Raw genomic sequence first — 25724 nt, 5'->3', positions numbered from 1 at the left:
TCTTGAACCCCTTATGACCCGAAAAAATAAAAAAAACCGCGCCTTAGGTAGGCGCGGTTAACGTCTTGTTTAAGATTTTCGTCCGGCGTCAGACGCCGAAGCTTCTTATTAGCCGCGGAACAGCGACAGGATCGACTGGTTCGAGGAGTTGGCGATCGAGAGCGACTGGATCGCGAGCTGCTGCTGCGTCTGCAGAGCGGACAGCTTGCTCGATTCCTGTTCCATGTTGGCGTCAACCAGCTTGCCGACGCCCGACTGGATCGAGTCGGACAGCGACGAGGCAAAGCTCGTCTGCAGGCTGATGCGGCTGGAGATCGAACCGAGCTTCGAGCCCATGCTGGTCATGGAGTTCAGAGCGGTCTGAACCATGTTCAGGGCGCTGGAGATCTGGCCAGAGGTCATCTTGCTGATGTCGAGGCTGAAGACCGAAGCGTTGACGGTGGTGTTCTTGGTGCCAAGGATACCGGAAGCCGTGTCGAGCGAGCCGGCTGCGGTCGTGCCGAACAGAACGTTGCCGACCGAGCTGGAGTCGAACTTGTAGGCCGTCGTGCTGACGGAAACCGTGCCGTTGGTGCCGCGGATGAAGGAGGAGACGACCGAAGCCGAACCACCGTTCTGAGCCATGACCCAGTTTTCACCGTTGAACGAAGCCGACTGGGCAACGCTCTGCAGCTGCTGCTGCAGCTGGCCGATTTCGCCCTGGACGGACTTCTTGTCGACAGAGCCTTCCATGGCAGTTGCAAGCTTGTTCTTGATCTGGCCGACGATGTCGATGGCGCTGGTAACAGCCGTCGAAGCAGTGTCAACCTTGGCGGCGCCGAGGCCGAGAGCGTCTGTAACAGCACCGATGGCGCCGTTGTCGGACTTCATGCTGGTGGCGATCGACCAGTAAGCAGCGTTGTCGGAAGCCTTTGCGATGCGCAGGCCCGACGATACGTGGCTCTGCGTCTGCTGCAGGTTGCTGGTGATGCCGCGCAGCGTCTGGAGGGCGGCCATTGCGGAATTGTTGGTAAGAATGCTGGTCATTGAGTGTGTCCCCTGGAAACTGGATACGAAAGGAGGACATACCGGACTGAGAATACCGGCGATGACGGAGCAGCTTCATGCCCCTCGATCCGTCTTCCTAGAGGACCAAACCCGTCATGTCGCAAGGAAGGTCGCATCCATTGCTTGCCAATTCCTTAAACCTGGCCTTAACGAAGCCGCCTATCCGGAACGTGGCTAAGAATACGTAAAGGCCTTGCGATCGCTGCTTCGGTTTCAGGCAAGCTACGTGCGCGATGATCGGGCGAATCCATGATGCCGGCACTCGGCCTTTGACGAGAGCCGGTTCAACATTCCGCTTGGAGTTCTCGCTCGTGAATACGAAAAACGCCTTTGTGACAGCGTCCAGTTTCTATCAGAAGGGACAATATACGCGCGCGCTCGAAACGCTGAACGACCTGCTCAATGTCGACAGGTCGGCCAAAACCTACGCGCTGCTCGCCAAGACCCTTCTGAAGCTCGGCTTCAAGGCGGATGCGGCGAGCGCCTACGAGCTGGCAGGCCGGCAACCGCCCCGTCGCGACGACTATCTCCGCGAAGCGCTGCTGCTCCACAGCGAATGCGGCAATGACGATCAGGCGCTGGCGATCGGCAGCCTGATCCTGCCGCTGGCCTTCAAGGATCCGGATCTGGCCTTTGTCCTCAGCCGCATTTTCCTGACCCGTCAGCAGAAAGAACTTCTGACCGGCTTCAAGAGCGTGCTCGTCGAAGGGCCGGAGATGCGGCATCGGATGATGGCGGCAACGCTTCTCACCGACGATCTCTACGAGGAAGGCAACAAGCACATCGTTGCGACCCTGTTCAAGACCTACCCTGACAACATCATCTTCCGGACGCTCTATCTGATCTTCGCGCGCGAAGAGTCGGATCTTGCCGCAGTCGACAAGCATATGGCGCCAGTCCTGGCGTCGCTGGCGCAGGGCAGGCTCGACCACGTCATCCCCGACAACCCTTTCTTCCATCTTCACTGGTGCGGCGACGAGGCGCTCAACAAGCTCGCGATCCATGACACGGAACCGCTGCCCGTCGACCATGCCGAGACGCGCCGCAAGCTTCCGCACGCATGGGGCCGAAAGATACGCATCGGCTATCTCTCCTCCGACTTCTGGCCGGGGCATGCGACGATGAAGCTGCTGCAGCATGTGCTCGAGCTGCATGACAAGGAGCGGTTCGAGGTCACTCTGTTCGACCACTCGAATCCGCTTGCCCAGCAGGAAGAGCAATTCGATTACGAGAAGCTTGGAACGATGGTCGATATCCGCGACTTTTCCAACCAGGCGGCTGCGGAAGCGATCCGTGCGCGCGACATCGACATACTTATCGACCTCAAGGGGCATACCAAGGGAAGCCGGGCCCATATTCTCAATCACATGCCGGCTCCGATCCAGATTGCCTGGCTGGGCTTTCCCGGCACGACAGTCAATATCGATCTCGACTACATCATCGGCGATCCCTACGTGCTGCCGGAGCGTTCGAAAGAGCACTTCCACGAAAAATTCTGCCGCCTGCCCGAGTGCTATCAGCCGAACGATCCGCTCAACCGTCCGAAGCCGCAGCCGACGACGCGCGCCGCGCACGGGCTGCCGGAAGACGCCTTCGTCTTCGCCTCCTTCAACGGCAACCGCAAGATCACCTCGCAGATGATCGACGTGTGGTGCAATATTCTCAAGCGCACCAGGAACAGCGTGCTCTGGCTGCTGTGCAACGGCCCGAAAGCGGAAGCCAATCTCTGGGCGCGTCTGGAGGCAAACGGCATCAATCGCAAGCGTGTCGTCTTTACGGGCCGCATCGGCTATCAGGAACACATCGATCGTCAGCAGCTTGCCGATCTCGGTCTCGACACCTTCCCGGTCAACGGCCATACGACCACGTCGGAGCAGCTGTGGGGCGGCCTGCCGGTGCTCACCATGAAGGGCACCAACTTCGCCTCCCGCGTCAGCGAAAGCCTGCTCAACGCGATCGGCGTGCCGGAACTGGTTGCAGACGACATCAAGCAATACGAAGACATGGCGGTGGAACTCGCCAGCCAGCCGGAACGCATTGCGCAGCTCAAGGAGACGCTGGTAGCCAATCGCTACATCAAGCCGCTCTTCGATTCCGAGCGCTTCACGCACCATCTGGAGGCGGCCTTCGAGATGATGGTGGAACGCGCCAAGCAGGGACTGGCGCCCGACCATATGGACGTGCCGGCGCTGCCGACCCGCACCGAACCCTTCATGACGGAAGATCAGAACGCAGCGGCCATTGCCGCCGAATAGGCTCGAAGATCGCCGGGAGGGAAATTCTTTCTTCCCGGCGATCTTCGATTGATTGTCGGTGACCAAAGCGCTTCCGCTTCTCTTCGAAAAGCGAAAACGCTCTATCTTCCTGTCTCTTTGCGCATTCCGAACGGAAAACCGCTGCGCACTTTTCCTGGAAATGCTCTAATTGTCAGTGGAAAGAGCGAACGAGACTGCCGACCAGCAGGTTCCAGCCATCGATCAGCACGAAGAACAGAATCTTGAAAGGCAGCGAGATCGACGTCGGCGGCAGCATCATCATGCCCATGGCCATGACGATGGTCGACACGATCAGGTCGATGACGAGAAACGGCAGGACCACAAGGAAGCCGATTTCGAAACCGCGGCGGATTTCCGAGATCATGAAAGCGGGGATCAGGACGCGATAGTCGATCTTGTTGTCGACCACAGTCGTCTGGCCCCGCTCCTTCGCCAGATCGACGAAAAGCTTCAAATCCTTGTCGCGCGTATTATTCGACATAAAGGTACGGAAGGGCTCGGCGATGCGCTGCACGGCGTCCGCTTCCGATATCTGATTGGCAAGCAGCGGCTGAACGCCGTCCTTCCAGGCCTGATCGAAGGTCGGCGACATGACGTAGAAGGTCATGAACAGCGCCAGGCTGAGCAGGATCATGTTCGACGGCGTCGTCGCAAGACCCATGCCGGTGCGCAGGATCGAAAAGGCAATGATGAAGCGCGGAAAGCTCGTCACCATGATCAGGATGCCGGGCGCGATCGACAGGACCGTGAGGAGCCCGAAGGTCCTGATGATCCAGGCGGCAACCGAGCCGTTCACGGGAGCGTTCAGAAGATCGGTGGGAAGCTGCTGCGGCAATTGCTGCGCCATCGCCAGTTCAGGCGACAATGCAGCAATCACTAATATCAACAGGGCAAATGCTAATCGACTCATTCAATCACGAAAGTTCTGAACATAACTTTCGATACTCGTCCTTCCGAGCGCAGGTCAACACGCTCCTGAATGTCATCCCGAAGATATTGCAGGCCTCGCGCGCCTTCGATCTGCTGCAGGGAGACGGTGCGGATAAAAGTGAGGATATCCTGATGGATCGATTGTGCGAGCTGGGTGTCGGGCGGCCCCTTGAATACCAGGGCAACTTCCAGCCTTATCCAGTTCTGCGAAGGGTAAGCCAGATTGGTGGTAATCGGATCGAGCGCGATGATGCCGTTTGCCTGCGCTGCGGCCGCAGCCTGCTTGCCGCCAGCTGCCGGCGTCTTCGCCTGCACGGCCGCGGTGGCAGCCTTGATCCTTGGCGCGACGACGGTGCCGAGCAGCCAGCCGCCGCCACCGCCGAGCACGGTCAGCACCGACAGCCCGACGATCGTCATGATGAGCGGCGAGCCCTTGCTCTTTGTCGGTTCGTCTGCGGCTGCCGCCATGTCCCTATCCGTCCGTTGCTTAGAGCATTTCTGTTTCAAACCGAGCCACAGAAATGCTCTATCTCTTTGTTTTTACGCAATTCCGAACGCAAAACCGCCGTGCACTTTTGCTGGAATTGCTCTCACTATCCGATGCCGTCGACGGTCAGAGCGGCGACAGCAGGTCGACCGCCTGCTGGCCTCTCGGCGGCTGCTGTACTTCGGTCAGGCGACCGCGTCCGCCGTAGGAGATGCGCGCCTCGGCGATCTTGTCGTAGGAAATGGTGTTCTCCGAGGTGACATCCTGCGGCCGCACGATACCGGCGACGTTGAGAATGCGGATTTCCTGATTCATGCGGACTTCCTGCGAGCCGCTGATCATCAGATTGCCATTCTCGAGAATGCCGGTGACGACGGCGGCGACGAGCAGATTGATCTGCTCCGAACGCTGCATCTTGCCCTTGCCGTCGGTGCTGGTGTCGGAGCCCGAGGTGGCCGTCGCATTGGTTTTGGGCTGCATGCCGAAGATCCGGGCGGAAATATCCCAGTTCATATCGCTTTTGTTCGTACGGCTGCGATTGGTCTCGTTGTCCCAGTTCGCCTTGTCGTCGATCTTGATCGTGACGGTCAGGATGTCGCCGACATTGAGGGCGCGCGCGTCCTTGAAGAGCGCCGCCTGCGAATCGTTCCAGAGCGAATAGCCCTGCGCGACCTGGTGCGGCCGCTTCGGATACTGCGACATCTGCGGCGTCTGCGCATATTGCAGGCCGCTGCCGATCGGACTCATGGCAGGCGCCCTGCCGATTTCCCTGAGGGCCTGCGACTGGCAGCCGGCGAGAAAGACGACAATTGCGCAGGTGGCCGTAAGACGCATATTCATGAGGGGTCCTTCGACTTCGATGTATTCGGGTCGGATGCGCTGGCGATGATATTGGTGATGACGGCCGCCTTGTGCGCATCCATTTCCGCAAGGATGAGGCTCGACTGGCGCGACGAGAGCTTCATGATGATCGCCGCGGCAATCGTGGTCCTGACATCATTGAGGCTCGCAGCCGCCGCGTCGGGCTTCATATTCTTGTAGATGTCGACCAGGCCGACATCTGCCGATTTCAGAAAGTCGTCGCGGCGTTTCAGCCAGTCCTCGTACTCGGCCTTGCGCTTGTCCATTGTGGCGATGCGCTGATCGATATCGCCGCGCAACTTCTCGAGCTCCTGCTTCTGCAGCAGATAGCGCTGATCGCGGGCCGGATCGGCGATGTTGGTGCAGAATTGCCGGATCTCGTCCTGGCTGGACGCCGGATCGACAACCGGTTTCGCTGCCTGTTGCGCCACGGTGGTATCAAGCGACAGCAGCATGGCTGTTGCCGCCAGGCTCGCGGAGATCAGCATTCTTCTGGCGATGACGATCGATATCATTGCAACACGAGCTCCGCTTGCAGGGCGCCGGCCGACTTGATGCCTTGCAGGATGGCGATGATGCCGTCCGGCTTGACGCCGATATTGTTGAGACCGGAGACCAGCGTCTTCAGGTCAGGCCCTTCCAGCACGGCGACACGGCCGCCGCTCTTGGTAGCGGTGATGTCGGTCTGGTCCTGAATGGCCGTCTGTCCGTTCGAGAACGGCTCGGGCTGGATCACCTGCGGGTTCTCGCTCACCTGCACCGTCAGCGTTCCATAGCTCACGGCGACCGGGGAGACGCGAACGTCGGCGCCGATGACGATGGTGCCCGTGCGCTCGTTGATGACGACCTTGGCCGGCGTATCCGTCTGGACATTGAGATTCTCGATATCGGCCATCAGCCGCGTCAGGTCGGCCATCTTCGGCTTGGCGACAGTAACCTCCTGCGAATCCTTCGCCTCGGCGATCGGCGAGCCGTAACGCGACGTTGCCCATGCATTGACGGTGTCGGCGATGCGGATGGAGGTGGAGAAATCGGGGTTGCGCAGCTGCAGGACCAGATTGACCGAATCCTTGAAGCGCGAGGGCAGTTCGCGTTCGATGATGGCGCCGCCCGGTACGCGGCCGGCGGTGGTGACACCTTCGGTAACGCTTGCGGCAGCACCCTGCGCCTGGAAGCCGGACACGATGACGGAACCCTGCGCAACGGCATAGATCTGCCCGTCGGCGCCGCTGAGCGAAGTCATGATCAGCGTGCCGCCACGCAGCGACGTCGCATCGCCGAGTGAACTCACCGTCACGTCGATGCGGCTTCCCGGGCTTGCGAATGGCGGCAGATTAGCCGTCACCATGACGGCTGCGGTATTCCTGGCCGCGGACTGACCGCCCTGGGTCGAAATGCCCAGATTCTGCAGCATCGCGCGCATGGATTGCTCGGTGAACGGCGACGAACGCAAGCTGTCACCCGTTCCCTGGAGACCGACGATCAAACCATAGCCAATGAGCTGGTTGTCGCGGCCGGATTGCAGCGACGCGATGTCCTTGATGCGCGACTGCATCGCGGCAGCCGGATCGGCAATGATCAGGCTGGGCAACGCGAACAGAATAGCGAGAAATTGACGAAGCCGTTTCATTTTGCGACCACGCGGATCGTACCGTTTTCTAGAACCGTGCCGTTGACGATGATGCCGGAATCCATGTTGCGAGCCCGGATACTGTCGCCGACGGCGCCGTCATCCAATGGAGTCCCCGCCGCCGTGATCGTCATGGTGCCCATGCTCATGACCAGACGGACATTGGAGCCGCGCGTCACGGCAAAGGGCTGCCGCAGCGCAGAGACGGAGATGGTGCGGCCGGGCAGAAGCGTCCGTTTCGATACCTTGCCGGTTACCTCGCGGGTTCGCTTGGCATAGTCGCCCGTAAGATTGGGGTTGGTGACTTCGACTTCTTCGAGCTGGCCACTGCTGATGATGTCGCCCGGGTAGATCGTCTCGGTCGGGACGACGGCGGTACCCATGCTCGCATCGGCGCTCTGGGCGCCGGCGGACGCGGCCGGCACGACCACGATCGAAAGGCTCGCTGCGGCGAACCAGGCCATTGCTAAGCTTTTCATCCGGCGAAACCTCATGTTCAGCCCGTCCTTCCCGCTATTTCAGGTTCTTGCTGACAATCTGCGCCATGTCGTCGGCCGTCGTGATGACCTTGGAGTTCATCTCGTAGGCGCGCTGCGCGGTGATCAGATCGGTGATTTCCTTGACCGGATCGACGTTCGACGATTCCAAGTAGTATTGCTTCATGTAGCCGAAGCCGTTCTGGTTCGGATCGGAAACGACCGGGGTGCCGGAGGCCGGCGTCTGCGTGAAGAGGTTGCTACCCATCGGCTGCAGGCCGGCTTCGTTGACGAAGTTGGCGATCTGAAGCTGACCGAGGGTGGTCGGCGTCGTTGCCGTGCCGATGGTGGCGGTGATCTGACCGGATTGGCTGATGGCGAGGTTGGTGGCGTTGTTCGGGATGGTGATCCCGGGCGCCAGCACATTGCCGTCGGGCGTAACGATCTGGCCGGTGTCGCTCTTGTTGAACGATCCGGCGCGGGTATAGGCCGTCGTGCCATCCGGCATCTGGATCTGGAACCAGCCGCGGCCGACGAGCGCGATGTCGAGATCGTTCTGCGTCTGGGACAATTGGCCCTGGATCTGGATGTTGCGGACGGCGGTGGTCTGCACGCCGAGACCGATGTTGGCACCTTCCGGAACCACGGCCTGGTTCGGCCGGTTGGCGATGCCCTTGGCACGCTCGGTCTGGTACAGAAGGTCGGAGAATTCTGCGCGCGAACGCTTGTAACCCGTCGTATTGATGTTCGCGATGTTGTTCGCGATGACTTCGAGATTGGTCTGCTGGGCGTTCATACCCGTTGCGGCAATTGCGAGCGCTCTCATGCTTTCGTCCTTCGAGCTGGGGCATGGTCTTCGGAGCTAGGGAGAAGCCGACGAAGAACTCACGCAAAATCAAGTAATTAGAGCGAGAGAACCCGCTCTAGATCTGCATCCTTGTGACATCGAGAAATGCGGTAACGACCTTGTCGCGCAGCGCGATCGCGGTCTGCAGCGTCTGGTCGGCCTGCATGACCTTGTCGACGACTTCGCGCGTGTTCATCGTTCCCTTGATGCCGGCGAAGGAGGCGTTTTCGGCTTCCTTCAGCGAGTTGATAGAATCCTTCGCGACATTCGACATGACGGAGGCGAAGCTCATTCCGGCTTCTGCTCCCATCGCGACGGCGGGCGAAGCATTCATCGCCTCGGAGGCAACTGATGTCAGATCTGTGGCGATGCTGCCGAGGCCGCGGGTTGCCGAGAGAGAGGCGATGTTCTTGATGGAGTCGATCATTGTCAGTTCTTCAGCAGGTCAATAGTGGAGGAGATGAGATCGCGAGCCTGCCGGACCGTCTGCAGGTTGGCCTCATAGGACCGGTTGGCTTCACGCATATCGGCCATTTCGACGAGGACGTTGATGTTGGGCATCTTGACGTAGCCCTTCTGGTCCGCAGCCGGATTGCCGGGATCGTATTCCTGGATGAATTTGCCGGTATCCTCGCCCAGCTTCTTGACCCCGACCGTGGTCAGGCCGTTGGCGCGGTCCATTTCGGCGCCAAAGGTCACGGTCTTGCGCCGGTAGGGATCGGCACCGGGAGTATCGCCCGTCGAACGGGCGTTGGCGATATTTTCGGAAACGACACGCAGGCGGGTCGATTGAGCCTCCAGGCCGGAGCCTGCAATCTTCAATGCGGCGGATAAGGGGTCCATAGCGTCTTCACTTCATCTATTGTTTTACGGCCATCAGCATCATGCGATGAAAGGAACTCACGAGCGCAGTATTCAAGCTGTACTGACGCTTGATTTCACCGGATTTGGAGAGCTCGTCCTCGAGGCCGACGGTGTTGCCCGACTCCTGGACGCCTATTTCCTGATTGAGCGACGCTTCCTGTACGTTGATATTGCCGCTCGAACTGAAATCATTACCCGAAAGATGCGCGGGATTTGTTCTCGCCATGGCGACATTCTGGTTGTCCAGAACAGCCTGGAACGGCGTCACGTCCTTGGCGCGATACTTCGGGGTATTGGCATTGGCGATGTTGCCGGCAACGACTTCCTGGCGCGCCTGGAGCCACTCGGCTTGCCGCGAGGCCAGGTCAAAGAGCTGAATCGGTTGCATGGGCTTCTCTCCGTTCTTACACTGGGAAACTAGCGGGATAATCTTGCGTGGGACTTGCGGGAATTGCGTTCCTGGGAAGGTCGTCGAAGTGCCGGAAACTCAGGCACTTCCGGGTCTTTCATTTGTTGCCGTAGATATCGCCCGCGGAGGTGACGATGATCCACTTTCCATCTCGCTGTTCGATCGAGGTCAGGCGGCTGTTGTCGGGCAGAACCGAGCCGATACGCACGACGTACATGCCCGTATCGTCCTCGATCAGCGCGCGCCCGTTGACCACGTGCAGCAGGTGGAATGGGGTCTTGCCGGGAAACGGCTGCTGATCGGCGGGTTGTCCTTTGTCGTCCTCGCGGCCGGTATTGGAGACCGTCGCGGTCGTCAGCGGATCGGGAATAAGGTCTCTAGGCTGGGAGGGATTCTTGTTGACCATGGCAAGCGGCGATACGCTGACCACCTCCCGGCCCGGCCAATTCGGCAGGTCGCGGGTGCGATCGCCTTCGGCAACCTGAATGCCGAACTTGTCCGGGTTCAGGAAAACGTACCAGGGAAAGAAGGCGGAAGCACCGGCGAGCACCAGCCCGGTGCAGGCCAAAGCCTTATCCGTGATGGTGCGTCTCCTTGCCGACCTCGGCGGCATTACCGGTTCGTCTGCGTCGGATTCTCTCACGTCTGACCCCTGTTTCGGCGCGCAATGCCGGAGTATCGGCTCGTTGCGCGCAATGGATGGTTGAAGCGATCCTTCATGCGGCCGTCACCTGCCTCTAGCCGGCACTGCCCCGGCAGAGCCATTTCTGAGAGCGGTCGCGAGATCGGTGAAGGCATCTTCCGATGGCCCTTCGCCAGGGGTCTGCTTCAAAATGTCGTAGATGATCGGCACCTGGCGGACGGCTATATCGAGATCGCCGTCGCTGCCCTGGCGGTAGCCGCCGATCAGGCGCAGATCGCGGGTTTCCTCGTAGCGGTGCACGAGCGCCTTCAGCCGCGAAACCAGCTTTTCCTGATCCGAGGTCCAGGCCTTACGCGCCAGACGCGACACCGACGCCAGCGGATCGATCGGCGGATAGCGGCCTTCCTCGGCGAGACTGCGCTGCAGGACGATGTGACCGTCGAGAATGCCGCGGGTGGAGTCTGCGATCGGGTCGTTGTGATTGTCGCCATCGACGAGAATGGAAATGATGGCGGTGATCGTTCCCGTGCCTTCCGGCCCCGGCCCTGCCCGCTCGAGCAGGCGCGGCAATTCTGTGAAAACGGAGGCGGGATATCCGCGGGCGATCGGCGGCTCGCCGGAAGCTGTCGCGACCTCGCGAATGGCATGGGCAAAGCGGGTCACGCTATCGACGATCAAAAGCACATTGTCGCCCTGATCGCGAAAGTGCTCGGCAATGGTGATGGCCGACAGAGGCGCCATCTTGCGCAACATCGGGCTTTCGTCGCTGGTCGCGACGACCGCCACCGATTTCTGCATATGGCTGCCAAGCGTATCCTCGATGAATTCGCGCACTTCGCGGCCGCGCTCGCCGACGAGCGCGATGACCACCTTGTCGAAGGCCTCAGCTCGCGCCAGCATGGACAGGAGCGTCGATTTGCCGACGCCGGAGCCGGCAAAAATGCCGAGACGCTGGCCGAGGCAAAGCGGCGAAAAGATATCGATGGCCCGTACGCCGGTCTTGAAACCGGTTTCGACGCGCTGGCGCGTCATCGACGGTGGCGCGGTATTGGAGATCGAGCGCGACTCGAGCCCGACCGTCAGCGGCCCCAAGCCGTCGATCGGCTCGCCCAGCGAATTGATCGTGCGGCCGCACCAGCTATTGTCGGGCGAGATACGGAAAGCACCCTTGCGGATGATGGTATCCTGGATGCCGATCGGCTCGCCAGGTTCGATCGGACAAACATAGGTCAGCTCCGGCTCGACGCGCACCACCTCGCCGAGATGGATGCCCGTCTTCGAGCGATGCGCAACGAAGTCGCCAAGCCGCACCTGCCTGGAAAGGCCGGCGACCGTGTAATGTCCAGCGGCGATGGTGCGCACATGACCGCCATGGGCCACGGCGTTCTCCGCCATCGCATACTGTCCTGCGAGAACAGCCATATGCGAAAGCTTCGGCGACAGCGCGTCCTCCGGCAACCGATCCTCGACCATGATCCGTCCCCTTTACTGACTGCCGCCGAGGGTCTTGATCGCTTCGGTAAGAGTGCCTTCGCTGCTGCTGGTAAGCGTGCTGATATTGTCGAATGCGCGGCTGACCTCGATCAGATTGGTCATTTCACGCATGCCGTTCACGTTGGAATTTTCGAGATATCCCTGTGCGACGCCGACATTCGAGCGGTCGATGACCGATTGAGGCGTGTCGGTCGGCAGGATGCCGCTATTCTGATAACGCAGGAAACCCTTGCCGACATCGGCATTGTAGAGCCCGATCTGACCCATGACCTTGCCGTTCTGCGCGATCGTGCCGTTTGACCCGACAGTCGGGGCGCCGCCTGCCGGATCGAGCTGAATAGGGGCGCCGCCAGGATCGACGATGGGATAGCCGCGCACGGATACCAGTGCACCGCTCTCGTTCATGGTGAAGCGGCCATCGCGCGTCAGCACCAGGCCGGCAGGCGTATTCACGCCGAACCACGCATCGCCCTTGACGGCGAAATCGAAGAGATTGCCGGTGTTCTGCAGTTCGCCATTTTCGACGGAGAGATAGTCGTTGCCTTGCGATACGAAGGCGACCTTGGCGTTGAGCTTGTTTTCGGTGTTGCTGAGAACTTCGTCGAACTTGACCTCGGTGCCGCGGAAGCCGGTCGTGTTCACATTGGCCAAGTTGTCGGCGATCGTCGTCAGACGCCGCTCGAGCGCCATCTGGGACGACAGCGCCACATAAATACCAGACTGCATTTTCAACGCCCTCCGGACATTGGAGAATAACGGGACAGGAAACGCTAGGGCGCTCCTACATTTCGTTAGCGGGGCATGGATGCCCTTACCCGCTATCCTGCCGGCATTGGCTTGTGCGAAGCTGACACGGCAAAAGACGGCCGCACGCCGCGTCGAACAGCCTCACGCAAGGCAGGTCTCCTAGTTCATCATATGAGGCAACGTTCAGGTGTGGACCGGCGATGAATATTATTATCGGATTTGTAGTGACCTGCGGCTGTATCATAGGCAGCTTCATGGCCATGGGCGGAGACGTAGGGGCGCTCTTCCAGCCCTTCGAATTTGTCATTATCGCAGGCGCCGGTCTCGGCGGCTTCATCATGGCCAATCCGATGAAGGTCGTGAAGGACTCGGGCAAGGCGCTCGGCGAAGCCTTCCGCCATGCGGTCCCCAAGGAGCGCAATTATCTCGACACGCTCGGCGTGCTCTACGCCCTGATGCGCGACCTGCGCACCAAATCGCGCAACGAGATCGAAGCCCATATCGACAACCCGGATGAATCAGCGATCTTCCAGGCCGCCCCGACGGTATTGAAGAACAAGGATCTGACGGCCTTCATCTGCGACTACGTCCGCCTCATCATCATCGGCAATGCCCGCTCGCACGAGATCGAGGCGCTGATGGATGAAGAGCTCGACACCATGCAGCACGACAAGATGAAGCCCTACCACGCCATCACGATCATGGGCGATTCGTTCCCCGCCATCGGTATCGTCGCCGCCGTTCTCGGCGTCATCAAGGCCATGAGCCACATCAACGAATCACCCGAGGTTCTCGGTCATCTCATCGGATCGGCACTCGTCGGCACCTTCCTCGGCATCATCCTGTCCTATTCCGTCTGCGCCCCGCTGGTTTCTCAGATCAAGGTGGTGCGCAACAAGCAGCATCGCCTCTATGTCATCGTGAAGCAGACGCTGCTGGCCTACATGAACGGTTCCGTACCGCAGGTCGCGCTCGAATACGGCCGCAAGACCATCTCCTCCTACGAGCGCCCCTCCATCGATGCCGTCGAACAGGAAATGATGAACCCCGGCGGTGAAAGCAAGGCGGCCTGACAATCATGAGCCAGCAATCCGCACATAAGGCACAGGCGATGGATCGCACCCTCTTTGCCAAGCTCACAGGCAATCTCGGCGATCAAGCGACGATCGCCAAGCTCGGCACCTCCTTCGCCCAGGTCTATGCCGAATTCCTGCCCGATATCATCAAGACCGAGACAGGTCTCGAGATCAGCATCGCCTATGCCGGCTGCCAGTCCGGCCTGATGAACGACCTCGTCGCCGGGCTCGGCGGCAATCATGCCGTGGTCAACGGATCGCTGCGCAACTGGGCGCCCAAATTCGTCCTCGGCTGCGGCGCCGGTTTCATCATGACGCTGATGGAACATATGCTGGGCGCCCGTCCGGAAGACATGGAAGTCGCCGTTGCAAGGCCGCTTTCGGTAATCGAGCTCGATCTCTCCGTCATGGTCTTCGACAAGATCGCCAATGTGCTCCGCTCGGCGGTCAACGCTTCCGGCGGCTTCGAGCCCTACCTGGAGCCACCCCGCAACGTCGAAGAACTCCCGACAGCGCTTGGCGATGAAAACGACGATTTTGCCGCTGCAATCACGATGACGATTTCGCTCGGCAAATGCGTTTCCCAGATCGTCATCATCGTGCCGCAGCGCGATCTGCTGCGCACCGTCGTCAGCGCGCCGCGCGCGAAAAACCCGACAGCCGCCTCCCAGGCCTGGTCGGAGCAGCTCAGCGAACAGGTTCGCCGCTCGCAGGTGACGCTGGAAGCCCGTATCCGACTGCAATCGCTGACGCTCGATACGATTTCCAAGCTCGAGGTCGGCGACGTCATTCCCTTCATGGATAATACCGGCGACGTCCGGGTTGAGGTCAGCGCCAACAGCAAAGACCTTTATATCTGCGAATTCGGCCGTTCCGGCGAAAATTATACTGTGCGCGTCAAGGACAACGTCAACTCCGACGACGAGCTTCTTCGACACCTAATGAATTGACCGGCTGGCGGGTGGCCTCCCCACCCACGGCAGCTTGAGGCAAGTTTCAACTGGAATAGTGATTTCATGGCTACGAAGACGATACAGCAAGACAGCGACGAATCGCTGGAGATTTCAAACAGCGACGCCGCATTGGACGAGGCCATCGATGGTCTGCGCGGCGTCCTGAAGAAGGATAGCGACGGCGGCGTGCCGGATCTCGATACCGATGCCTTCGGCGCGGAAACCGGCACGGATCTTTCCACCTTCGGCGATTTCGGCGACGACGATTCCAGCCCGGCTTTCGGCGACAGCGATTTTGGCAGCACCTCCGCGGCGCCGGCGCCGCTCGGCAGCGCGCTTGCCGCCAATCTCGATATGATCATGGATATCCCGATCGACGTCCAGATTGTGCTCGGCACCAGCCGCATGCAGGTTTCCGGCCTGATGAATCTGAGCGAAGGCGCCATCATCGCGCTCGACAAGAAGATCGGCGAACCTGTCGAAATCACCGTAAACGGCCGCAAGATCGGCCGGGGCGAAATTACCGTTCTGGAACATGACGACACCAGATTCGGTATTAAGCTCACTGAAGTCTACAACACGAAAAAAAGCTGAACCCGGCTCAGGATGAGCCCACTCCCTGTGTGGGATGGAGACGAAGACCATGATGGACTTTGACGATTTCAGCGGCGCACTTGCCGAGAAACCGTTATCTCAGACTGAAAAGGCGGCCGCCGTCCTTCTTGCTATGGGAAAGCAGGTGGCAGGGCGGCTGCTCAAATATTTTACCCAGAACGAATTGCAGATGATCATTGCCTCCGCGCAATCGCTGAGGCTCATTCCGCCGGACGAACTGGCTCAGCTCGTCGCGGAATTCGAGGACCTGTTTACCGAAGGCGCCGGCCTGATGGATAATGCCAAGGCCATCGAAAGCATTCTCGAGGAAGGCCTGACGCCGGACGAGGTGGACAGCCTGCTCGGCCGCCGCACCGCCTTCCAGGCCTACGAAACCTCCATCTGGGATCGCCTGGGCGAAGCGGATCCGGTCTTCGTCGCCAAATTCCTTCTGCGCGAACATCCGCAGACCATCGCTTATGTCCTGTCGATGATGCCTTCCGCCTTCGGCGCGAAGGTGCTGCTGCAGCTTCCGGAAGCCCAGCGCGCCGACATCATGAACCGTACCGTCAACCTGAAGGAAGTCAGCCCGAAAGCGGCGCAGATCATCGAGAACCGCGTTCTCGGACTGATGGCGGAGATCGATGCGGAGCGCAACGCTTCCGGCTCGACCAAGGTTGCGGATCTCATGAACGAGCTCGACAAGCCGCAGGTCGATACGCTGCTCACCTCACTCGAATCGATCAACAAGGAATCGGTCGAGAAGGTTCGTCCGAAGATCTTCCTCTTCGACGATCTCACCCGGATGCCACAGCCGAGCCGCGTGCTGCTGCTCAACGATATCGCCTCGGATATTCTGACCATGGCGCTGCGGGGCTCGAATACGGAGATTCGCGAGATCGTCCTGTCCTCGATCAGCCCGCGCCAGCGCCGCATGATCGAATCCGACCTGCAGATGGGCAACACCGGCATCAATCCGCGCGAAATCGCCATTGCACGGCGCGCCATCGCACAGGAAGCCATCCGGCTTGCCAATTCCGGCCAGATCGAGCTCAAGCCCAAGGAAAACACGCCTGTGGAAGAAGCGGCTTAATCTCGCCGCGACTCACCTGAATTGTCTTAGAATGCTTGGCTCAAGGCCGCGTGTGATGCGCGGCCTCTTTCCGTTGCGTAAAGGGCGGCTGCTTTGGCTGACGAAGACAAGGACAGTAAAACAGAAAACCCGACGGAGAAAAAACTCCGCGATACCCTGGAAAAAGGTAATGTACCGCATTCCAGGGAAGCAACGATCTTTGCCACCATGCTGGCGACGGTCATCTACGTCACCTTCTTCCTGCCCGCACGCATGGGCCGCATGGGCGAGATCCTGCGCGATCTCTTCGAGAAGCCGGATCAATGGAAGCTTGAGACCGGCCCCGATGCCATTTCGCTCTTCGTGCGCATAGGCTGGGAAGTCGCCAATATGGTGCTGCCCGCCGTCGTGCTCTTCCTGACCTTCGGCCTCGGCGCCTCGATGTTCCAGAATCTGCCGACGCCGGTGCTGGAGCGAATCAGGCCGCAATTCTCGCGAATCTCACCCGTCGCCGGCTGGAAGCGCATATTCAGCACAACGGGCCTGGTCGAATTCGTGAAGTCGCTCACGAAGATTGTGATCGTGAGCGTCATCATGTTCTTCGTGCTGCGCGGTCAGTTCTTTCATTCGATCGACGCGATGGCTTCGGACCCGCAGACCATCTTCGTGCGCCTCTCGACGATCGTTCAGCGCATCCTGATCATCGTGCTTCTGGCAACCGCAGTCGTCGGCATCGCCGATATATTGTGGAGCCGCTACCATTGGTTCGACCAGCTCAGGATGACGAAGCAGGAGGTCAAGGACGAACACAAGCAGTCGCAGGGCGACCCGATCGTCAAGTCGCGCCAACGCTCGATCGCGCGTGACCGCGCCCGCCGGCGCATGATGAAGCAGGTGCCACGCGCGACCCTCGTCATCGCCAACCCGACTCACTTCGCCGTGGCCTTGCGCTATGTGCGCGAGGAAAACGACGCACCTGTCGTCGTCGCCAAAGGCCAGGACCTAATAGCGTTGAAAATTAGAGAGATAGCGGAAGCCAACAATATTCCCGTTTTCGAAGATCCGCCCCTCGCCCGCTCCATGTTTGCGCAAGTCTCGGTTGATAGCGTCATACCGTCAGTATTTTACAAGGCAGTCGCCGAACTCATCCATCGGATCTATGCCGTGCAGTCAAATAGAAAACGGGTACGATAAACCAAATGAAAAAATGCCCCTACTCTGCCCAGCGCGAACAAATACTTGCCGAAGCCATCAGCCCTGTCGCAAGCGAGCTGCGCCTTCTCGACGCCGCCGACCTGATCTCGCTGCTGCGCTTCGAACGATACGGTAATCTTGCTGACCTCGTGGCCTCGGCCGCTGAGCTCTATTTCCTTCCAGGCGTGGTCAATTTCGGGCTCGGTGGCGACTATAAGCTCGATTGGGGCGGCCCGGCCGAAGTGACGCTAGATCTGGAGATCAAGCCGCAGGGCGTCACCATCTATGCCAAGCTTGCCCTCGCGGAGCACTACGCCGGCATCGAAATCAACCATATCGCCTTCGCCAAGGCATCTGCCGATCCGGACGAGAACACGGCACTTCTCGCACGCAGCCTGAAGGATGCACGTTACGTCATCCACGGCGAAGCGGCGCACGCTTTTTGAATCTCTGAAGAGGAATGAAGACTTTCGAAGCTATCCGCCGAGGCGCTGCACTGTCAGCTGATATAGCCGAAGCGGATCGCTTTCGCGATCGCCTGAATGCGATTGACGCTGTCGAGCTTGATCGTTGCCGATCCGAGATAGGCGTTGACGGTATGAACCGACAATCCCAGCTTTTCCGCAATTTCTTCGCTGATACGCCCATCGCCGGCAAGCTGCAGGCAGGTGATTTCGCGCTCGCTGAGCGCTTCGGCGGCCTGAGAGCGGCGTTCGTCCAGCGACAGTAATTCCATCATGATCTGGCAGCTTCGGCCATGCAGCTCGACGATCATGTCACTCGCCAGATCCATGAATTTCGCCGTGAAGACGACATAGCCGTTGCCGACGGCTCCGAGCCGCACGGGAAAGGCAACGCCGGCAAAGGGCAAGAGATGCGGTTTGAGGCGCTGGGTGAAGGCGGCAAAGTCGGGCGTCTCGGCCGTGCTGTCGCTATCGCGGCCATTCCACATGAGCGGCAGCAGCGATTTATCGATGTGCTCGATCATGGCGTCGCCATAGGCATCCACGAAAGACTTGGCGATGACGGAATTGGCGGAGCCCCAGTTGTCGAGCTCGCAGACCAGACGCTGCTTGTGCGGCAAGCCGGAGCCGTGAAGGCGGTAAACTGCAAAATGCTGCGCATCGATCAGCTTCAGCATCGATACCAGCTTCGGGAAGAGATCGGATCGGCCAGAAATACGGCCCGAGCGGGTCAGCCGCACGTCTGTCGGCATGTCCGTCGTCCTGTCAGGCTGATATCGCATTCAACGAGCCTTCAAACGAGGTTGTTTCGCACGGCGAAGGCAATTGCCTCCGAGCGAGTCTTGGTGGCGGTCTTGCGCATGACGCTGGTGATGTAGTTGTTGATGGTGTTGCGCGAAATCCCGAGGATCATGGCAATCTCATCACTCGTCTTGCCTTCGGCGATCCAGAACAAGCATTCCAGCTCGCGTTCCGTCAAATCGAAATCGCGCTCCAGCTTATCCTCGAAGCAGCGGGTGCAGCTGGCGAGATAGCCGGACAGCAGGCCGATATCGCGCAGCCGCTCCGACGAGAGCGACACCGATTCGCGGGCCAGCAGCATCAGCGAGAAACGCGTGCGGCCGACATTGAGGCTCAGCGCGTAATATTGCCGGCCGACGCCTCCCGGCAGTTCGATATCGTCGGGCAGCGAAGCCAAGCTCGGCTGGAACAGGGACATGCATTTTTCCAGCTCGCCGATACGACCATAACCGCTTGTCAATTCCGAGGCCAGGCGTCTGACGAGATCGAAGGGCCAATCCGACGAAACCACGAAATCGAGGCCGTTTTCCTGAATGAAGTCGCAGCGCGCCAGAAGATAGTGCGAGGCACCGGCGTAATCCGCCAGTGCGCGCAGCCCGGCCTGCAGATAGGTCGGGCCGGAAATGGCACTCAGCTGCAAAACGAGCTGCTCGCGCGACATGACGCTGGCGGGCGCTGCTGACCGCGCATCCCTATCGCTTCTGCTCATCTGCGATATCTGTATGTCCATTCCTGCATTTCCTGCCGCTGTTGGACGATCTGTCGTCAACGAGAGCATCATTCCGTCAAAAACCGGCGCTTCATCCAGGAAAACCGATCCCGATTTTCCAGAAGGCATCAGAGCCGAATCACTATTTACCGCGACACAAACACGTCCCGGTGAAGGCAGGGTGGGAGAACGCACCCATTTTTGATTTTCACGTCGGTAATCGCACCAGCATAAACACGAGGGCACGATCTACGAACCATGAACTGATTTTTCCGCCCCTCGAACTCTGCAAACTGCAAGAACTTGCGAAATACATAAAGCGAGGGCCGATTCGCGCCAGTTAAACGGCTACTACATATAGTCGCAATATTAGTAGGTCGATTCTTTCTACCCATCAACGGTATATCCGCCGAATTCCATCTTACGGGCACGTCAAATTACTTGAGCGCGGCTAACTGGCCACAGCGAAGCCCGTAACCTGGCAAAGCGTGGAGGATAGCGATCCGAAAATGAAAAGACCGGGATCTCTCCCGGTCGCTCCATCAGGCAGCCTGGTCGACGGCCCATTTTCTGAGGATTTTTGCGGCGCGCTCTTCGCTGATTTCCACCATGCGCGAAAGACGACGTTCCGGCCCTTCCTTGACGCGGCGGTTGAAGGTGCCGGCGTCGTCGCCCATGGTCAGCAGATCGTCAGTGCTGTCGAAGCCGAAGTCCGAGCCGAAACCGTCCATGAGAGCGGCGCCAGGGCCGCTCACGGCGGGGGCGAAGTCCGGCAATTCCAGACCTGCCGCCTCCGGCAGGGCCGTGCTACCCGCCGCGCCGCCACCGAGCGAGCGGATCAGCGGACGGAAGCCCATCCAGACGATCAGGAAGGCGACGGCAACGAAGGCCAGCGAATTGATGATACCGGCGAGGTTACGGCTCAGCATGTCCACGATGCTGAAGCTGGAGGATGTATCTTCGAGCAGCTGATTGTCGAGGAAGTTCATCGCATTGACTGTCACGACGTCGCCGCGAGCCTGATCGACGCCTGCAGCCGTTGCGACGATCTTCTGCATCTCGGCGATATAGGCATCGACCTTCGCCTGGTCGGCGCCTTCGCCGAGCATCTGCGCGATGCGGCCCCTGTTGACCACTACGGCGACCGAGAGCTTTTCGATCTTGTAGCTGTTACGGGTCGTCGCCGTCGTCTTGCTGTTGATTTCGTAGTTGGTCTGCTCTTCGCGCTTGTCGGACTGGTCGTTCGACGTCGGCGAGTTGCCGCCGGATTTCGGAGCCGCCTGCGGGATATTCTGTTCCACGGTCGCGGCCGTATCGGGCTGGCTCTGCTGCGACTTCTGCGCTTCCTTTACCGTGCGAACGGAACGCTCGACCTTCGATTCCGGATCGAAGGTGGTTTCCTTGACCTGCTGGCTGTCGGTATTGAGCTGTGCCGTGACGCTGGAGCGGAAATTGTCCATTCCGAGGAACGGTGCCAGCGCCTTATTGATATTGCCTTCGATCTCTCCCTGCACGTTCTGCACGATGCCGAGATTGCGGCTGAGCGCGCCGTTGCTGGGATCGTCGCCCGATGCGAGCAGCTGGCCGGTCGAATCGAGGATCGTAACGTCGTCGACCTCCAGGCCCGGAACCGCGGAGGCAACCAGATGGCGGATGGCCGGCGCCGATTTTCGCGCCGCTTCCACGCTGGCGCGGATCATCACCGAGGCCGTCGGCTTCTGGTCCGCTCTGCGGAAATTGCCGACGTCCTGCATGACGATGTGGACGCGCGCGGCGCTGATGCCTGCGATGGAGGTGATGGTGCGGCCGATTTCGCCTTCAAGCGCGCGGACGCGGGTGACTTCCTGCATGAAGGAGGTCAGGCCGAGCGAACCGACATTGTCGAAGAGTTCGTAGCCGGCCTTGCCGCTGCTGGGCAGACCGCGCTCGGCAAGCAGCGCGCGGGCCTTGCCGGTCATCCCGGCCGGAACGGTCAGGCTCGAGCCGTCAGAGCCGACCTGGAAATTGATCTTTGCTTCTGCGAGCGCAATGCTGATCTGATTGAGATCGGTCGCGTCCAGGCCGACATAAAGCGTCTCCTGGGCGGGTTTGTTAACGTAGAGGGCCGCAAGGAGGACCATCACAACGGAAGCTGCGGCTACGCCACCCATGATCATTAGGCGCGTTCTGCCCAGATTCTGGAGATTCCGGAATAAGGGAACTAGTTGATTTAACAGATTCATTCTGTTCTCGCACGATTCGTCAAAGACCTGATGGCTTTGTGCTCTGCAGCGAAAATAGAAATCGAAACTTGTGCGAGCGTTTCGTCCGCCGGGGAAAAAAGGAAAAAACCAGGGAGAAACGGAGAGGATTATATAAGGAAAACAATATCCATCGCAGGCGTCGGATCAGAAGAAATCAAAATCGCCGGCAGCTTTCGCCATGGGCTGCGAATGGGCGTGGAAATTACCGCCGCTAAGCGCCTTCTGCATCTCGGTCAGCTTGACCAGGCTCAACGCAGCTGCGAGGTCGACGGTCCATCCCTCCGGCATGCTGCCGGCAATGGTGTCGATGAACTCGGCGATGCCGCGCGTCTTCTGCACGGCAAGGTCGATACCCTGAATGACCTTCATCGTGCCTGGCGATTCCAGCACCTTGGCGCCGCCGACATCGAGCAGCTGCGGCTCGATGCGTTCGATCAGATAGGCGACGTCGTGCAGTTCGGAAACGATGCGCAGGAGGATAGCCGGAAGCAGGTCTTCGGTGTCGGTCATTTCGGCGCGCTGGAAGGGGGTCATGCGGTAGCCTCGTTGATCAGAAAAATTCGATCGTATTGTCGACCGGCTTGGGAGCCACGACCGGACGCTGTTCGAGCGCCACGGTCTTCTGCGTCTCTGCACCGGTTAGCGGATATTGCCTGGCTCTTCCGGAGATCGGCCAATATTCAACCTTGCGCCCATGTTCGCCGCCGGTGCTGGAACCGACGACAGGGATGCCTTCGTCCTTCAGGAACTGCATGGCAAAGGCTGCGTTCTGCTCGCCGACATTGGAGAAGGTCGCGATCGTCTTGGCACCGCCGAAGACTTTTGCCTCCAGCCGGTCGCGACGCGCACCCTTCTTCAAGAGGCCGTTGATCAGTAGTTCCATCAGGTGCACGCCGTAGCGCGTCGCATCACCACCGCTCATCGGCGAGCTTGCCATTCCCGGGAGCAGGAAATGGTTCATGCCGCCGACACCGGCGATCGGGTCGCGCAGGCAGGCAGCGACGCAGGAGCCGAGGATGGTGGTCAACACCACCTCCGGATCGCTCACGACCTTGTACTCGCCCTGGATGATGTGAACGCGGCGGGCAGCACCCTCGACGATCATTTCAATGCTCCGAACACGGCTTCGATGGCCGCTTTCATCTTTTCGATGGTGAAAGGCTTGGCCAGTACGTTGTTGGCACCAAGCTGGGCCGCTTTCTGGACCAGTGCACGGTCGCCCTGCGCCGTCAGGATGATGAAGGCCGCCTTCTTCGTCGTCGGGTTGGTGCGGACGGCCTGCAGAAGGCCGAGTCCATCCATCTTCGGCATGTTGAAGTCGGAGATGACCAGATGATGGGGCTGCTGTTCCATGATCTTCATCCCCTGCTCGCCGTCACCAGCTGCGGTGATCTGCTTGAAACCGAGCTGCGTCAGCGCATCGCTGAGCAGCAGGCGGCTGGTGACCTGATCGTCGACGATCAGAACTTTGATTTTCTCCGCTAGAGACATTATTCGCTCCCTTCCTTTCGGGCGGCTGTGATTTTCAAAATTTCCTCGCCAATGGCGTTCAGCGGAAGCTGTTGTTCGACTGCGCCGAGCTCGTGGGCGACCCTCGGCATGCCGTAGACCACGCAGGTCTTCTCGTTCTGGCCGATGGTGCGCGCACCGGCGTGGCGCATCTTGAGGAGACCGGCTGCGCCGTCGCGCCCCATGCCGGTCAGGATCACGCCGACGGCATTGCGGCCTGCCAGTTCGGCAACGGAATCGAAAAGCACGTCGACGGAAGGGCGATGGCCGTTCACCGGTCCGCCGTCCACCAGACGGCAATGGGGTGCCGAGGCGTTGGCAACCCTAAGATGCCTGTCGCCGCCAGGCGCCAGATAGATCTTGCCGATCGCTAGCCGCGCACCGTCGGTCGCCTCTTCCACGACAGGGGCGCAGAGGCGGTTCAGGCGTTCGGCAAAGCTACGGGTAAAGGTCGGCGGCATATGCTGGGTAATGACCGTCGGCGGGCAATTGGCCGGAAATTTCTGCAGGACGCTGATCAGCGCCTCGACACCGCCGGTGGAAGAACCAATGGCGACGATCTTGCGGCCGACGCGGAAATCGGCAACAGCCGTCGCCGGTGCGCGCTGGGCGGCAGGCTTGACATATTGCCGCTGCGAACGGGCCGCGGCCTTCACTTTCTCCGCCAAGTCGCCGAAAGGATGGGGCTCGCCCGGCGAAGGTTTCCCGACACAATCGAACGCGCCGATTTCCAGCGCTGCTAACGTCGCATCGGCGCCGCGATGCGTCAGGGTCGAAACCATGATGACCGGCATGGGTCTGAGCGTCATGATCTTTTCAAGGAAATCGAGGCCGTTCATGTTCGGCATCTCGATATCGAGCGTGACGACATCCGGATTGAGGGCCTTGATCGCGGCGCGCGCCTCGAGCGCGTCGCCCGCCTGGCCGACGACGTCGACCTCAGGATCGGAGCGCAGTACTGCGGTGATCAGGCCCCGCATGGTCGGAGAATCGTCGACCACGAGAACACGGGCAGCGGCGTTCATGGTTTCCTCCCCGCGTTTTTACCGAGATAGCGATAGGTCGTGATGCCGATATTATCGAAGAGATGTTTCGATTCCCCTGCAACGCGCTCGGAATGGCCGATATAAAGGTGGCCGCCTTCCTGCAGCTGACCGGCAAAGCGCGACCAGATCTTCACCTGGGTCGGCTCGTCGAAATAGATGACGACGTTGCGGCAGAAAATGACGTCGAAAGTGCCCTTGAAGGGCCACTGCGCCATCAGGTTCAGCTCGTTGAAAGTGATGAGCCGCTTGACGCGGTCATCGATCTGGAATTTGCGGCGCCCCTGGACATTGACGTCCTGGAACCATTGCTTGCGCATGGCGGGCGAGATCGTTTCCAGCGCGGCCTCATCATAGGCGCCGGCGCGGGCAAGGCCGAGAATCTTCGGATCGATGTCCGTCGCCAGGATCTTGAAATCGAGCTCTGCGACATTCGGCATGAGCGCCAGAACGGTCAGAGCAATCGAATAGGGCTCCTGTCCGTCGGAACAGGCGGCAGACCAGATCCGCACACGGCCACCGGCCTTGGCGCGAGCCAGAAGGCCCGGCAGGACCTCGGTGCGCAGATGATCGAAATGATGGTTCTCGCGGAAGAAGCGGGTGAAGTTGGTCGTCAGATGCGACAGCATCTCCCGCCGCTCAGCGCTTCCCGCCGGAGAAGACACCAGCAGACAATAATCGCGAAAGCCCGGCAGACCCAGCGCGCGGATATGCTTCGAAAGCCGCGAATAGACCAGCGACGCCTTGCTTTCGTTGAGAGAAATACCGGCATCCGCATAGATCATGGCGGCGATCTCGGCGAGGTCGCGCCGGGTCAGCGGATATTCGCCGCTGGCCAGGACCTCGTCCGGCGATGCCTTGAGATCTATTGCTCCCATCACACTCATGCAGCTTCGCTTTCACTCTCGGGAAACAGGGCTTCCAGTTCGATCAGGCAGATCATGCGGCGGTCGATGGCGACGATGCCGCGCGCGAACTGCCGCTCATGATCGGACGAAATCTCAGGTGTCGGCTGGATGCTGTCGTCGGTGATCGTCAGGATGTCCGAGACGGCATCGACGAGCAGGCCCACCACCTTGCGCTTGACCTGCGCCACGATGATCACATGCCGCGCCGTCGGTTCCGCATTCTTCATGCCGAGCCGGCTCGAAAGATCGATGATCGGCAGCACGGCACCGCGCAGGTTGATGACGCCGAGCATATAGGCAGGCGCATGCGGCATGACGGTTGCCGGGGTCCAACCGCGAATTTCACGAACCGACATGATATCGACGCAGAACTCCTGGTCGCCGATCCGGAAGGCGATCAGCTCCCGGACCCCCTGGGTCATGTTCTTGACGGCATAGGACATGAAC

The 25724-nt window shown here is 59.9% G+C and carries 31 protein-coding genes; 8 read left to right on the top strand and 23 right to left on the bottom strand.

All coding sequences use genetic code 11. The annotated features are described in order from the left end of the window. Nucleotides 1–108: 108 nt before the first annotated feature. Nucleotides 109–1026: a flagellin N-terminal helical domain-containing protein gene (locus RHSP_RS31190; protein WP_004128606.1), complete on the bottom strand. Its 918-nt coding sequence runs from the start codon at nucleotides 1024–1026 to the stop codon at nucleotides 109–111. 332 nt (nucleotides 1027–1358) lie between these two features. Between RHSP_RS31190 and RHSP_RS31185 the strand changes: the two genes are divergently transcribed. Then, nucleotides 1359–3302 carry an O-linked N-acetylglucosamine transferase, SPINDLY family protein gene (locus tag RHSP_RS31185; RefSeq protein WP_037155695.1) on the top strand — a complete coding sequence of 648 codons (1944 nt, stop codon included), beginning with the start codon at nucleotides 1359–1361 and terminating at the stop codon, nucleotides 3300–3302. Between the two features lie 172 nt (nucleotides 3303–3474). On the opposite strand, the gene fliP is transcribed toward RHSP_RS31185, so the two are convergent. From fliP to flgF, 13 genes are all read right to left on the bottom strand, one after another. Further along, complete coding sequence (gene fliP, locus RHSP_RS31180; RefSeq protein WP_004128601.1) at nucleotides 3475–4233, bottom strand: flagellar type III secretion system pore protein FliP; 759 nt, start codon at nucleotides 4231–4233, stop codon at nucleotides 3475–3477. After that, nucleotides 4230–4721, bottom strand: coding sequence for a flagellar basal body-associated FliL family protein (locus RHSP_RS31175; RefSeq protein WP_037155681.1), 492 nt, complete (start codon nucleotides 4719–4721; stop codon nucleotides 4230–4232). The genes fliP and RHSP_RS31175 overlap by 4 nt, the downstream gene beginning before the upstream one ends. A 145-nt stretch (nucleotides 4722–4866) precedes the next feature. Next, nucleotides 4867–5580 carry a flagellar basal body L-ring protein FlgH gene (flgH, locus tag RHSP_RS31170; RefSeq protein WP_037155678.1) on the bottom strand — a complete coding sequence of 238 codons (714 nt, stop codon included), beginning with the start codon at nucleotides 5578–5580 and terminating at the stop codon, nucleotides 4867–4869. Further along, complete coding sequence (locus RHSP_RS31165; protein ID WP_037155676.1) at nucleotides 5577–6116, bottom strand: MotE family protein; 540 nt, start codon at nucleotides 6114–6116, stop codon at nucleotides 5577–5579. The genes flgH and RHSP_RS31165 overlap by 4 nt, the downstream gene beginning before the upstream one ends. After that, complete coding sequence (locus tag RHSP_RS31160; RefSeq protein WP_004128596.1) at nucleotides 6113–7231, bottom strand: flagellar basal body P-ring protein FlgI; 1119 nt, start codon at nucleotides 7229–7231, stop codon at nucleotides 6113–6115. Before RHSP_RS31160 ends, RHSP_RS31165 begins: the two co-directional genes overlap by 4 nt. Further along, entirely contained in the window at nucleotides 7228–7710 is a 483-nt protein-coding gene (gene flgA, locus RHSP_RS31155) for a flagellar basal body P-ring formation chaperone FlgA (RefSeq protein WP_004128593.1), read from the bottom strand. Before flgA ends, RHSP_RS31160 begins: the two co-directional genes overlap by 4 nt. A gap of 34 nt (nucleotides 7711–7744) precedes the next feature. Beyond that, on the bottom strand, nucleotides 7745–8533 hold the full coding sequence (gene flgG / locus RHSP_RS31150; RefSeq protein ID WP_004128587.1) for a flagellar basal-body rod protein FlgG: 789 nt from the start codon (nucleotides 8531–8533) through the stop codon (nucleotides 7745–7747). 97 nt (nucleotides 8534–8630) lie between these two features. Next, complete coding sequence (gene fliE / locus RHSP_RS31145; protein ID WP_004128584.1) at nucleotides 8631–8981, bottom strand: flagellar hook-basal body complex protein FliE; 351 nt, start codon at nucleotides 8979–8981, stop codon at nucleotides 8631–8633. Nucleotides 8982–8983: 2 nt separating this feature from the next. Continuing rightward, nucleotides 8984–9397: a flagellar basal body rod protein FlgC gene (gene flgC, locus RHSP_RS31140; RefSeq protein WP_004128581.1), complete on the bottom strand. Its 414-nt coding sequence runs from the start codon at nucleotides 9395–9397 to the stop codon at nucleotides 8984–8986. A 16-nt stretch (nucleotides 9398–9413) separates the two neighbouring features. Further along, entirely contained in the window at nucleotides 9414–9806 is a 393-nt protein-coding gene (gene flgB, locus RHSP_RS31135) for a flagellar basal body rod protein FlgB (protein WP_004128578.1), read from the bottom strand. A 118-nt stretch (nucleotides 9807–9924) separates the two neighbouring features. Beyond that, on the bottom strand, nucleotides 9925–10470 hold the full coding sequence (locus RHSP_RS31130) for a hypothetical protein (protein WP_004128575.1): 546 nt from the start codon (nucleotides 10468–10470) through the stop codon (nucleotides 9925–9927). A gap of 84 nt (nucleotides 10471–10554) precedes the next feature. Next, complete coding sequence (gene fliI / locus RHSP_RS31125; protein ID WP_037155668.1) at nucleotides 10555–11943, bottom strand: flagellar protein export ATPase FliI; 1389 nt, start codon at nucleotides 11941–11943, stop codon at nucleotides 10555–10557. A 12-nt stretch (nucleotides 11944–11955) separates the two neighbouring features. Next, nucleotides 11956–12690 carry a flagellar basal-body rod protein FlgF gene (flgF, locus tag RHSP_RS31120; protein ID WP_004128568.1) on the bottom strand — a complete coding sequence of 245 codons (735 nt, stop codon included), beginning with the start codon at nucleotides 12688–12690 and terminating at the stop codon, nucleotides 11956–11958. 221 nt (nucleotides 12691–12911) lie between these two features. Between flgF and motA the strand changes: the two genes are divergently transcribed. The 6 genes from motA (at nucleotide 12912) to RHSP_RS31090 (ending at nucleotide 18046) form a co-directional block, all read left to right on the top strand. Next, nucleotides 12912–13784 carry a flagellar motor stator protein MotA gene (gene motA / locus RHSP_RS31115; RefSeq protein ID WP_004128566.1) on the top strand — a complete coding sequence of 291 codons (873 nt, stop codon included), beginning with the start codon at nucleotides 12912–12914 and terminating at the stop codon, nucleotides 13782–13784. 2 nt (nucleotides 13785–13786) lie between these two features. After that, nucleotides 13787–14737, top strand: coding sequence for a FliM/FliN family flagellar motor switch protein (locus RHSP_RS31110; RefSeq protein ID WP_420820115.1), 951 nt, complete (start codon nucleotides 13787–13789; stop codon nucleotides 14735–14737). A gap of 66 nt (nucleotides 14738–14803) precedes the next feature. Beyond that, nucleotides 14804–15334, top strand: coding sequence for a flagellar motor switch protein FliN (fliN, locus tag RHSP_RS31105; RefSeq protein ID WP_004128561.1), 531 nt, complete (start codon nucleotides 14804–14806; stop codon nucleotides 15332–15334). A gap of 49 nt (nucleotides 15335–15383) precedes the next feature. After that, nucleotides 15384–16427, top strand: coding sequence for a flagellar motor switch protein FliG (fliG, locus tag RHSP_RS31100; protein WP_004128558.1), 1044 nt, complete (start codon nucleotides 15384–15386; stop codon nucleotides 16425–16427). 93 nt (nucleotides 16428–16520) lie between these two features. Next, nucleotides 16521–17600 carry a flagellar biosynthesis protein FlhB gene (gene flhB, locus RHSP_RS31095; protein ID WP_004128555.1) on the top strand — a complete coding sequence of 360 codons (1080 nt, stop codon included), beginning with the start codon at nucleotides 16521–16523 and terminating at the stop codon, nucleotides 17598–17600. Between the two features lie 5 nt (nucleotides 17601–17605). Continuing rightward, the gene (locus RHSP_RS31090) at nucleotides 17606–18046 is read left to right on the top strand and encodes a hypothetical protein (RefSeq protein WP_004128552.1); all 441 of its coding nucleotides are present in this window, start codon (nucleotides 17606–17608) and stop codon (nucleotides 18044–18046) included. 53 nt (nucleotides 18047–18099) lie between these two features. On the opposite strand, the gene visR is transcribed toward RHSP_RS31090, so the two are convergent. Together visR and visN are read right to left on the bottom strand one after the other, a co-directional pair. Then, a complete protein-coding gene (gene visR, locus RHSP_RS31085) occupies nucleotides 18100–18846 on the bottom strand; it encodes a transcriptional regulator VisR (RefSeq protein ID WP_037155662.1) in 747 nt (248 codons plus the stop codon). A gap of 11 nt (nucleotides 18847–18857) precedes the next feature. Next, the gene (gene visN, locus RHSP_RS31080) at nucleotides 18858–19595 is read right to left on the bottom strand and encodes a transcriptional regulator VisN (RefSeq protein WP_004128546.1); all 738 of its coding nucleotides are present in this window, start codon (nucleotides 19593–19595) and stop codon (nucleotides 18858–18860) included. Between visN and RHSP_RS34975 the strand changes: the two genes are divergently transcribed. After that, nucleotides 19588–19779: a hypothetical protein gene (locus tag RHSP_RS34975; RefSeq protein WP_157385473.1), complete on the top strand. Its 192-nt coding sequence runs from the start codon at nucleotides 19588–19590 to the stop codon at nucleotides 19777–19779. The two genes, visN and RHSP_RS34975, sit on opposite strands and share 8 nt — an antisense overlap. 337 nt (nucleotides 19780–20116) lie before the next feature. Here RHSP_RS34975 and fliF read toward each other — a convergent pair whose 3' ends face one another. From fliF to RHSP_RS31045, 7 genes are all read right to left on the bottom strand, one after another. Continuing rightward, nucleotides 20117–21796: a flagellar basal-body MS-ring/collar protein FliF gene (gene fliF / locus RHSP_RS31075; RefSeq protein ID WP_004128544.1), complete on the bottom strand. Its 1680-nt coding sequence runs from the start codon at nucleotides 21794–21796 to the stop codon at nucleotides 20117–20119. Nucleotides 21797–21961: 165 nt separating this feature from the next. Beyond that, on the bottom strand, nucleotides 21962–22351 hold the full coding sequence (cheT, locus tag RHSP_RS31070; protein ID WP_004128542.1) for a chemotaxis protein CheT: 390 nt from the start codon (nucleotides 22349–22351) through the stop codon (nucleotides 21962–21964). Between the two features lie 16 nt (nucleotides 22352–22367). Next, nucleotides 22368–22922 (bottom strand): chemoreceptor glutamine deamidase CheD, encoded by a 555-nt coding sequence (cheD, locus tag RHSP_RS31065; protein ID WP_004128540.1) that lies wholly within the window; start codon nucleotides 22920–22922, stop codon nucleotides 22368–22370. After that, complete coding sequence (locus RHSP_RS31060; RefSeq protein WP_004128537.1) at nucleotides 22919–23308, bottom strand: response regulator; 390 nt, start codon at nucleotides 23306–23308, stop codon at nucleotides 22919–22921. Before RHSP_RS31060 ends, cheD begins: the two co-directional genes overlap by 4 nt. Then, on the bottom strand, nucleotides 23308–24351 hold the full coding sequence (cheB, locus tag RHSP_RS31055; RefSeq protein ID WP_004128536.1) for a protein-glutamate O-methylesterase CheB: 1044 nt from the start codon (nucleotides 24349–24351) through the stop codon (nucleotides 23308–23310). Before cheB ends, RHSP_RS31060 begins: the two co-directional genes overlap by 1 nt. Next, nucleotides 24348–25256 (bottom strand): protein-glutamate O-methyltransferase, encoded by a 909-nt coding sequence (locus tag RHSP_RS31050; RefSeq protein ID WP_004128534.1) that lies wholly within the window; start codon nucleotides 25254–25256, stop codon nucleotides 24348–24350. The genes cheB and RHSP_RS31050 overlap by 4 nt, the downstream gene beginning before the upstream one ends. After that, entirely contained in the window at nucleotides 25253–25720 is a 468-nt protein-coding gene (locus tag RHSP_RS31045; RefSeq protein WP_004128531.1) for a chemotaxis protein CheW, read from the bottom strand. Before RHSP_RS31045 ends, RHSP_RS31050 begins: the two co-directional genes overlap by 4 nt. Between the last annotated feature and the right edge of the window lie 4 nt (nucleotides 25721–25724).

Source organism: Rhizobium freirei PRF 81 (assembly GCF_000359745.1).
Taxonomy (GTDB): domain Bacteria; phylum Pseudomonadota; class Alphaproteobacteria; order Rhizobiales; family Rhizobiaceae; genus Rhizobium; species Rhizobium freirei.
This window is presented reverse-complemented; position numbering and strand designations above follow the sequence as displayed.

Coding starts and splice junctions, on each gene's coding strand:
- RHSP_RS31190 (WP_004128606.1), bottom strand. CDS start 1,026: ATGACCAGCATTCTTACCAACAATTCCGCAATGGCCGCCCTCCAGACG.
- fliP (WP_004128601.1), bottom strand. CDS start 4,233: ATGAGTCGATTAGCATTTGCCCTGTTGATATTAGTGATTGCTGCATTG.
- RHSP_RS31175 (WP_037155681.1), bottom strand. CDS start 4,721: ATGGCGGCAGCCGCAGACGAACCGACAAAGAGCAAGGGCTCGCCGCTC.
- flgH (WP_037155678.1), bottom strand. CDS start 5,580: ATGAATATGCGTCTTACGGCCACCTGCGCAATTGTCGTCTTTCTCGCC.
- RHSP_RS31165 (WP_037155676.1), bottom strand. CDS start 6,116: ATGATATCGATCGTCATCGCCAGAAGAATGCTGATCTCCGCGAGCCTG.
- RHSP_RS31160 (WP_004128596.1), bottom strand. CDS start 7,231: ATGAAACGGCTTCGTCAATTTCTCGCTATTCTGTTCGCGTTGCCCAGC.
- flgA (WP_004128593.1), bottom strand. CDS start 7,710: ATGAAAAGCTTAGCAATGGCCTGGTTCGCCGCAGCGAGCCTTTCGATC.
- flgG (WP_004128587.1), bottom strand. CDS start 8,533: ATGAGAGCGCTCGCAATTGCCGCAACGGGTATGAACGCCCAGCAGACC.
- fliE (WP_004128584.1), bottom strand. CDS start 8,981: ATGATCGACTCCATCAAGAACATCGCCTCTCTCTCGGCAACCCGCGGC.
- flgC (WP_004128581.1), bottom strand. CDS start 9,397: ATGGACCCCTTATCCGCCGCATTGAAGATTGCAGGCTCCGGCCTGGAG.
- flgB (WP_004128578.1), bottom strand. CDS start 9,806: ATGCAACCGATTCAGCTCTTTGACCTGGCCTCGCGGCAAGCCGAGTGG.
- fliI (WP_037155668.1), bottom strand. CDS start 11,943: ATGGTCGAGGATCGGTTGCCGGAGGACGCGCTGTCGCCGAAGCTTTCG.
- flgF (WP_004128568.1), bottom strand. CDS start 12,690: ATGCAGTCTGGTATTTATGTGGCGCTGTCGTCCCAGATGGCGCTCGAG.
- motA (WP_004128566.1), top strand. CDS start 12,912: ATGAATATTATTATCGGATTTGTAGTGACCTGCGGCTGTATCATAGGC.
- fliN (WP_004128561.1), top strand. CDS start 14,804: ATGGCTACGAAGACGATACAGCAAGACAGCGACGAATCGCTGGAGATT.
- fliG (WP_004128558.1), top strand. CDS start 15,384: ATGATGGACTTTGACGATTTCAGCGGCGCACTTGCCGAGAAACCGTTA.
- RHSP_RS31090 (WP_004128552.1), top strand. CDS start 17,606: ATGAAAAAATGCCCCTACTCTGCCCAGCGCGAACAAATACTTGCCGAA.
- visR (WP_037155662.1), bottom strand. CDS start 18,846: ATGCGATATCAGCCTGACAGGACGACGGACATGCCGACAGACGTGCGG.
- RHSP_RS34975 (WP_157385473.1), top strand. CDS start 19,588: ATGTCCATTCCTGCATTTCCTGCCGCTGTTGGACGATCTGTCGTCAAC.
- visN (WP_004128546.1), bottom strand. CDS start 19,595: ATGGACATACAGATATCGCAGATGAGCAGAAGCGATAGGGATGCGCGG.
- fliF (WP_004128544.1), bottom strand. CDS start 21,796: ATGAATCTGTTAAATCAACTAGTTCCCTTATTCCGGAATCTCCAGAAT.
- cheT (WP_004128542.1), bottom strand. CDS start 22,351: ATGACCCCCTTCCAGCGCGCCGAAATGACCGACACCGAAGACCTGCTT.
- cheD (WP_004128540.1), bottom strand. CDS start 22,922: ATGATCGTCGAGGGTGCTGCCCGCCGCGTTCACATCATCCAGGGCGAG.
- RHSP_RS31060 (WP_004128537.1), bottom strand. CDS start 23,308: ATGTCTCTAGCGGAGAAAATCAAAGTTCTGATCGTCGACGATCAGGTC.
- cheB (WP_004128536.1), bottom strand. CDS start 24,351: ATGAACGCCGCTGCCCGTGTTCTCGTGGTCGACGATTCTCCGACCATG.
- RHSP_RS31050 (WP_004128534.1), bottom strand. CDS start 25,256: ATGAGTGTGATGGGAGCAATAGATCTCAAGGCATCGCCGGACGAGGTC.
- RHSP_RS31045 (WP_004128531.1), bottom strand. CDS start 25,720: ATGTCCTATGCCGTCAAGAACATGACCCAGGGGGTCCGGGAGCTGATC.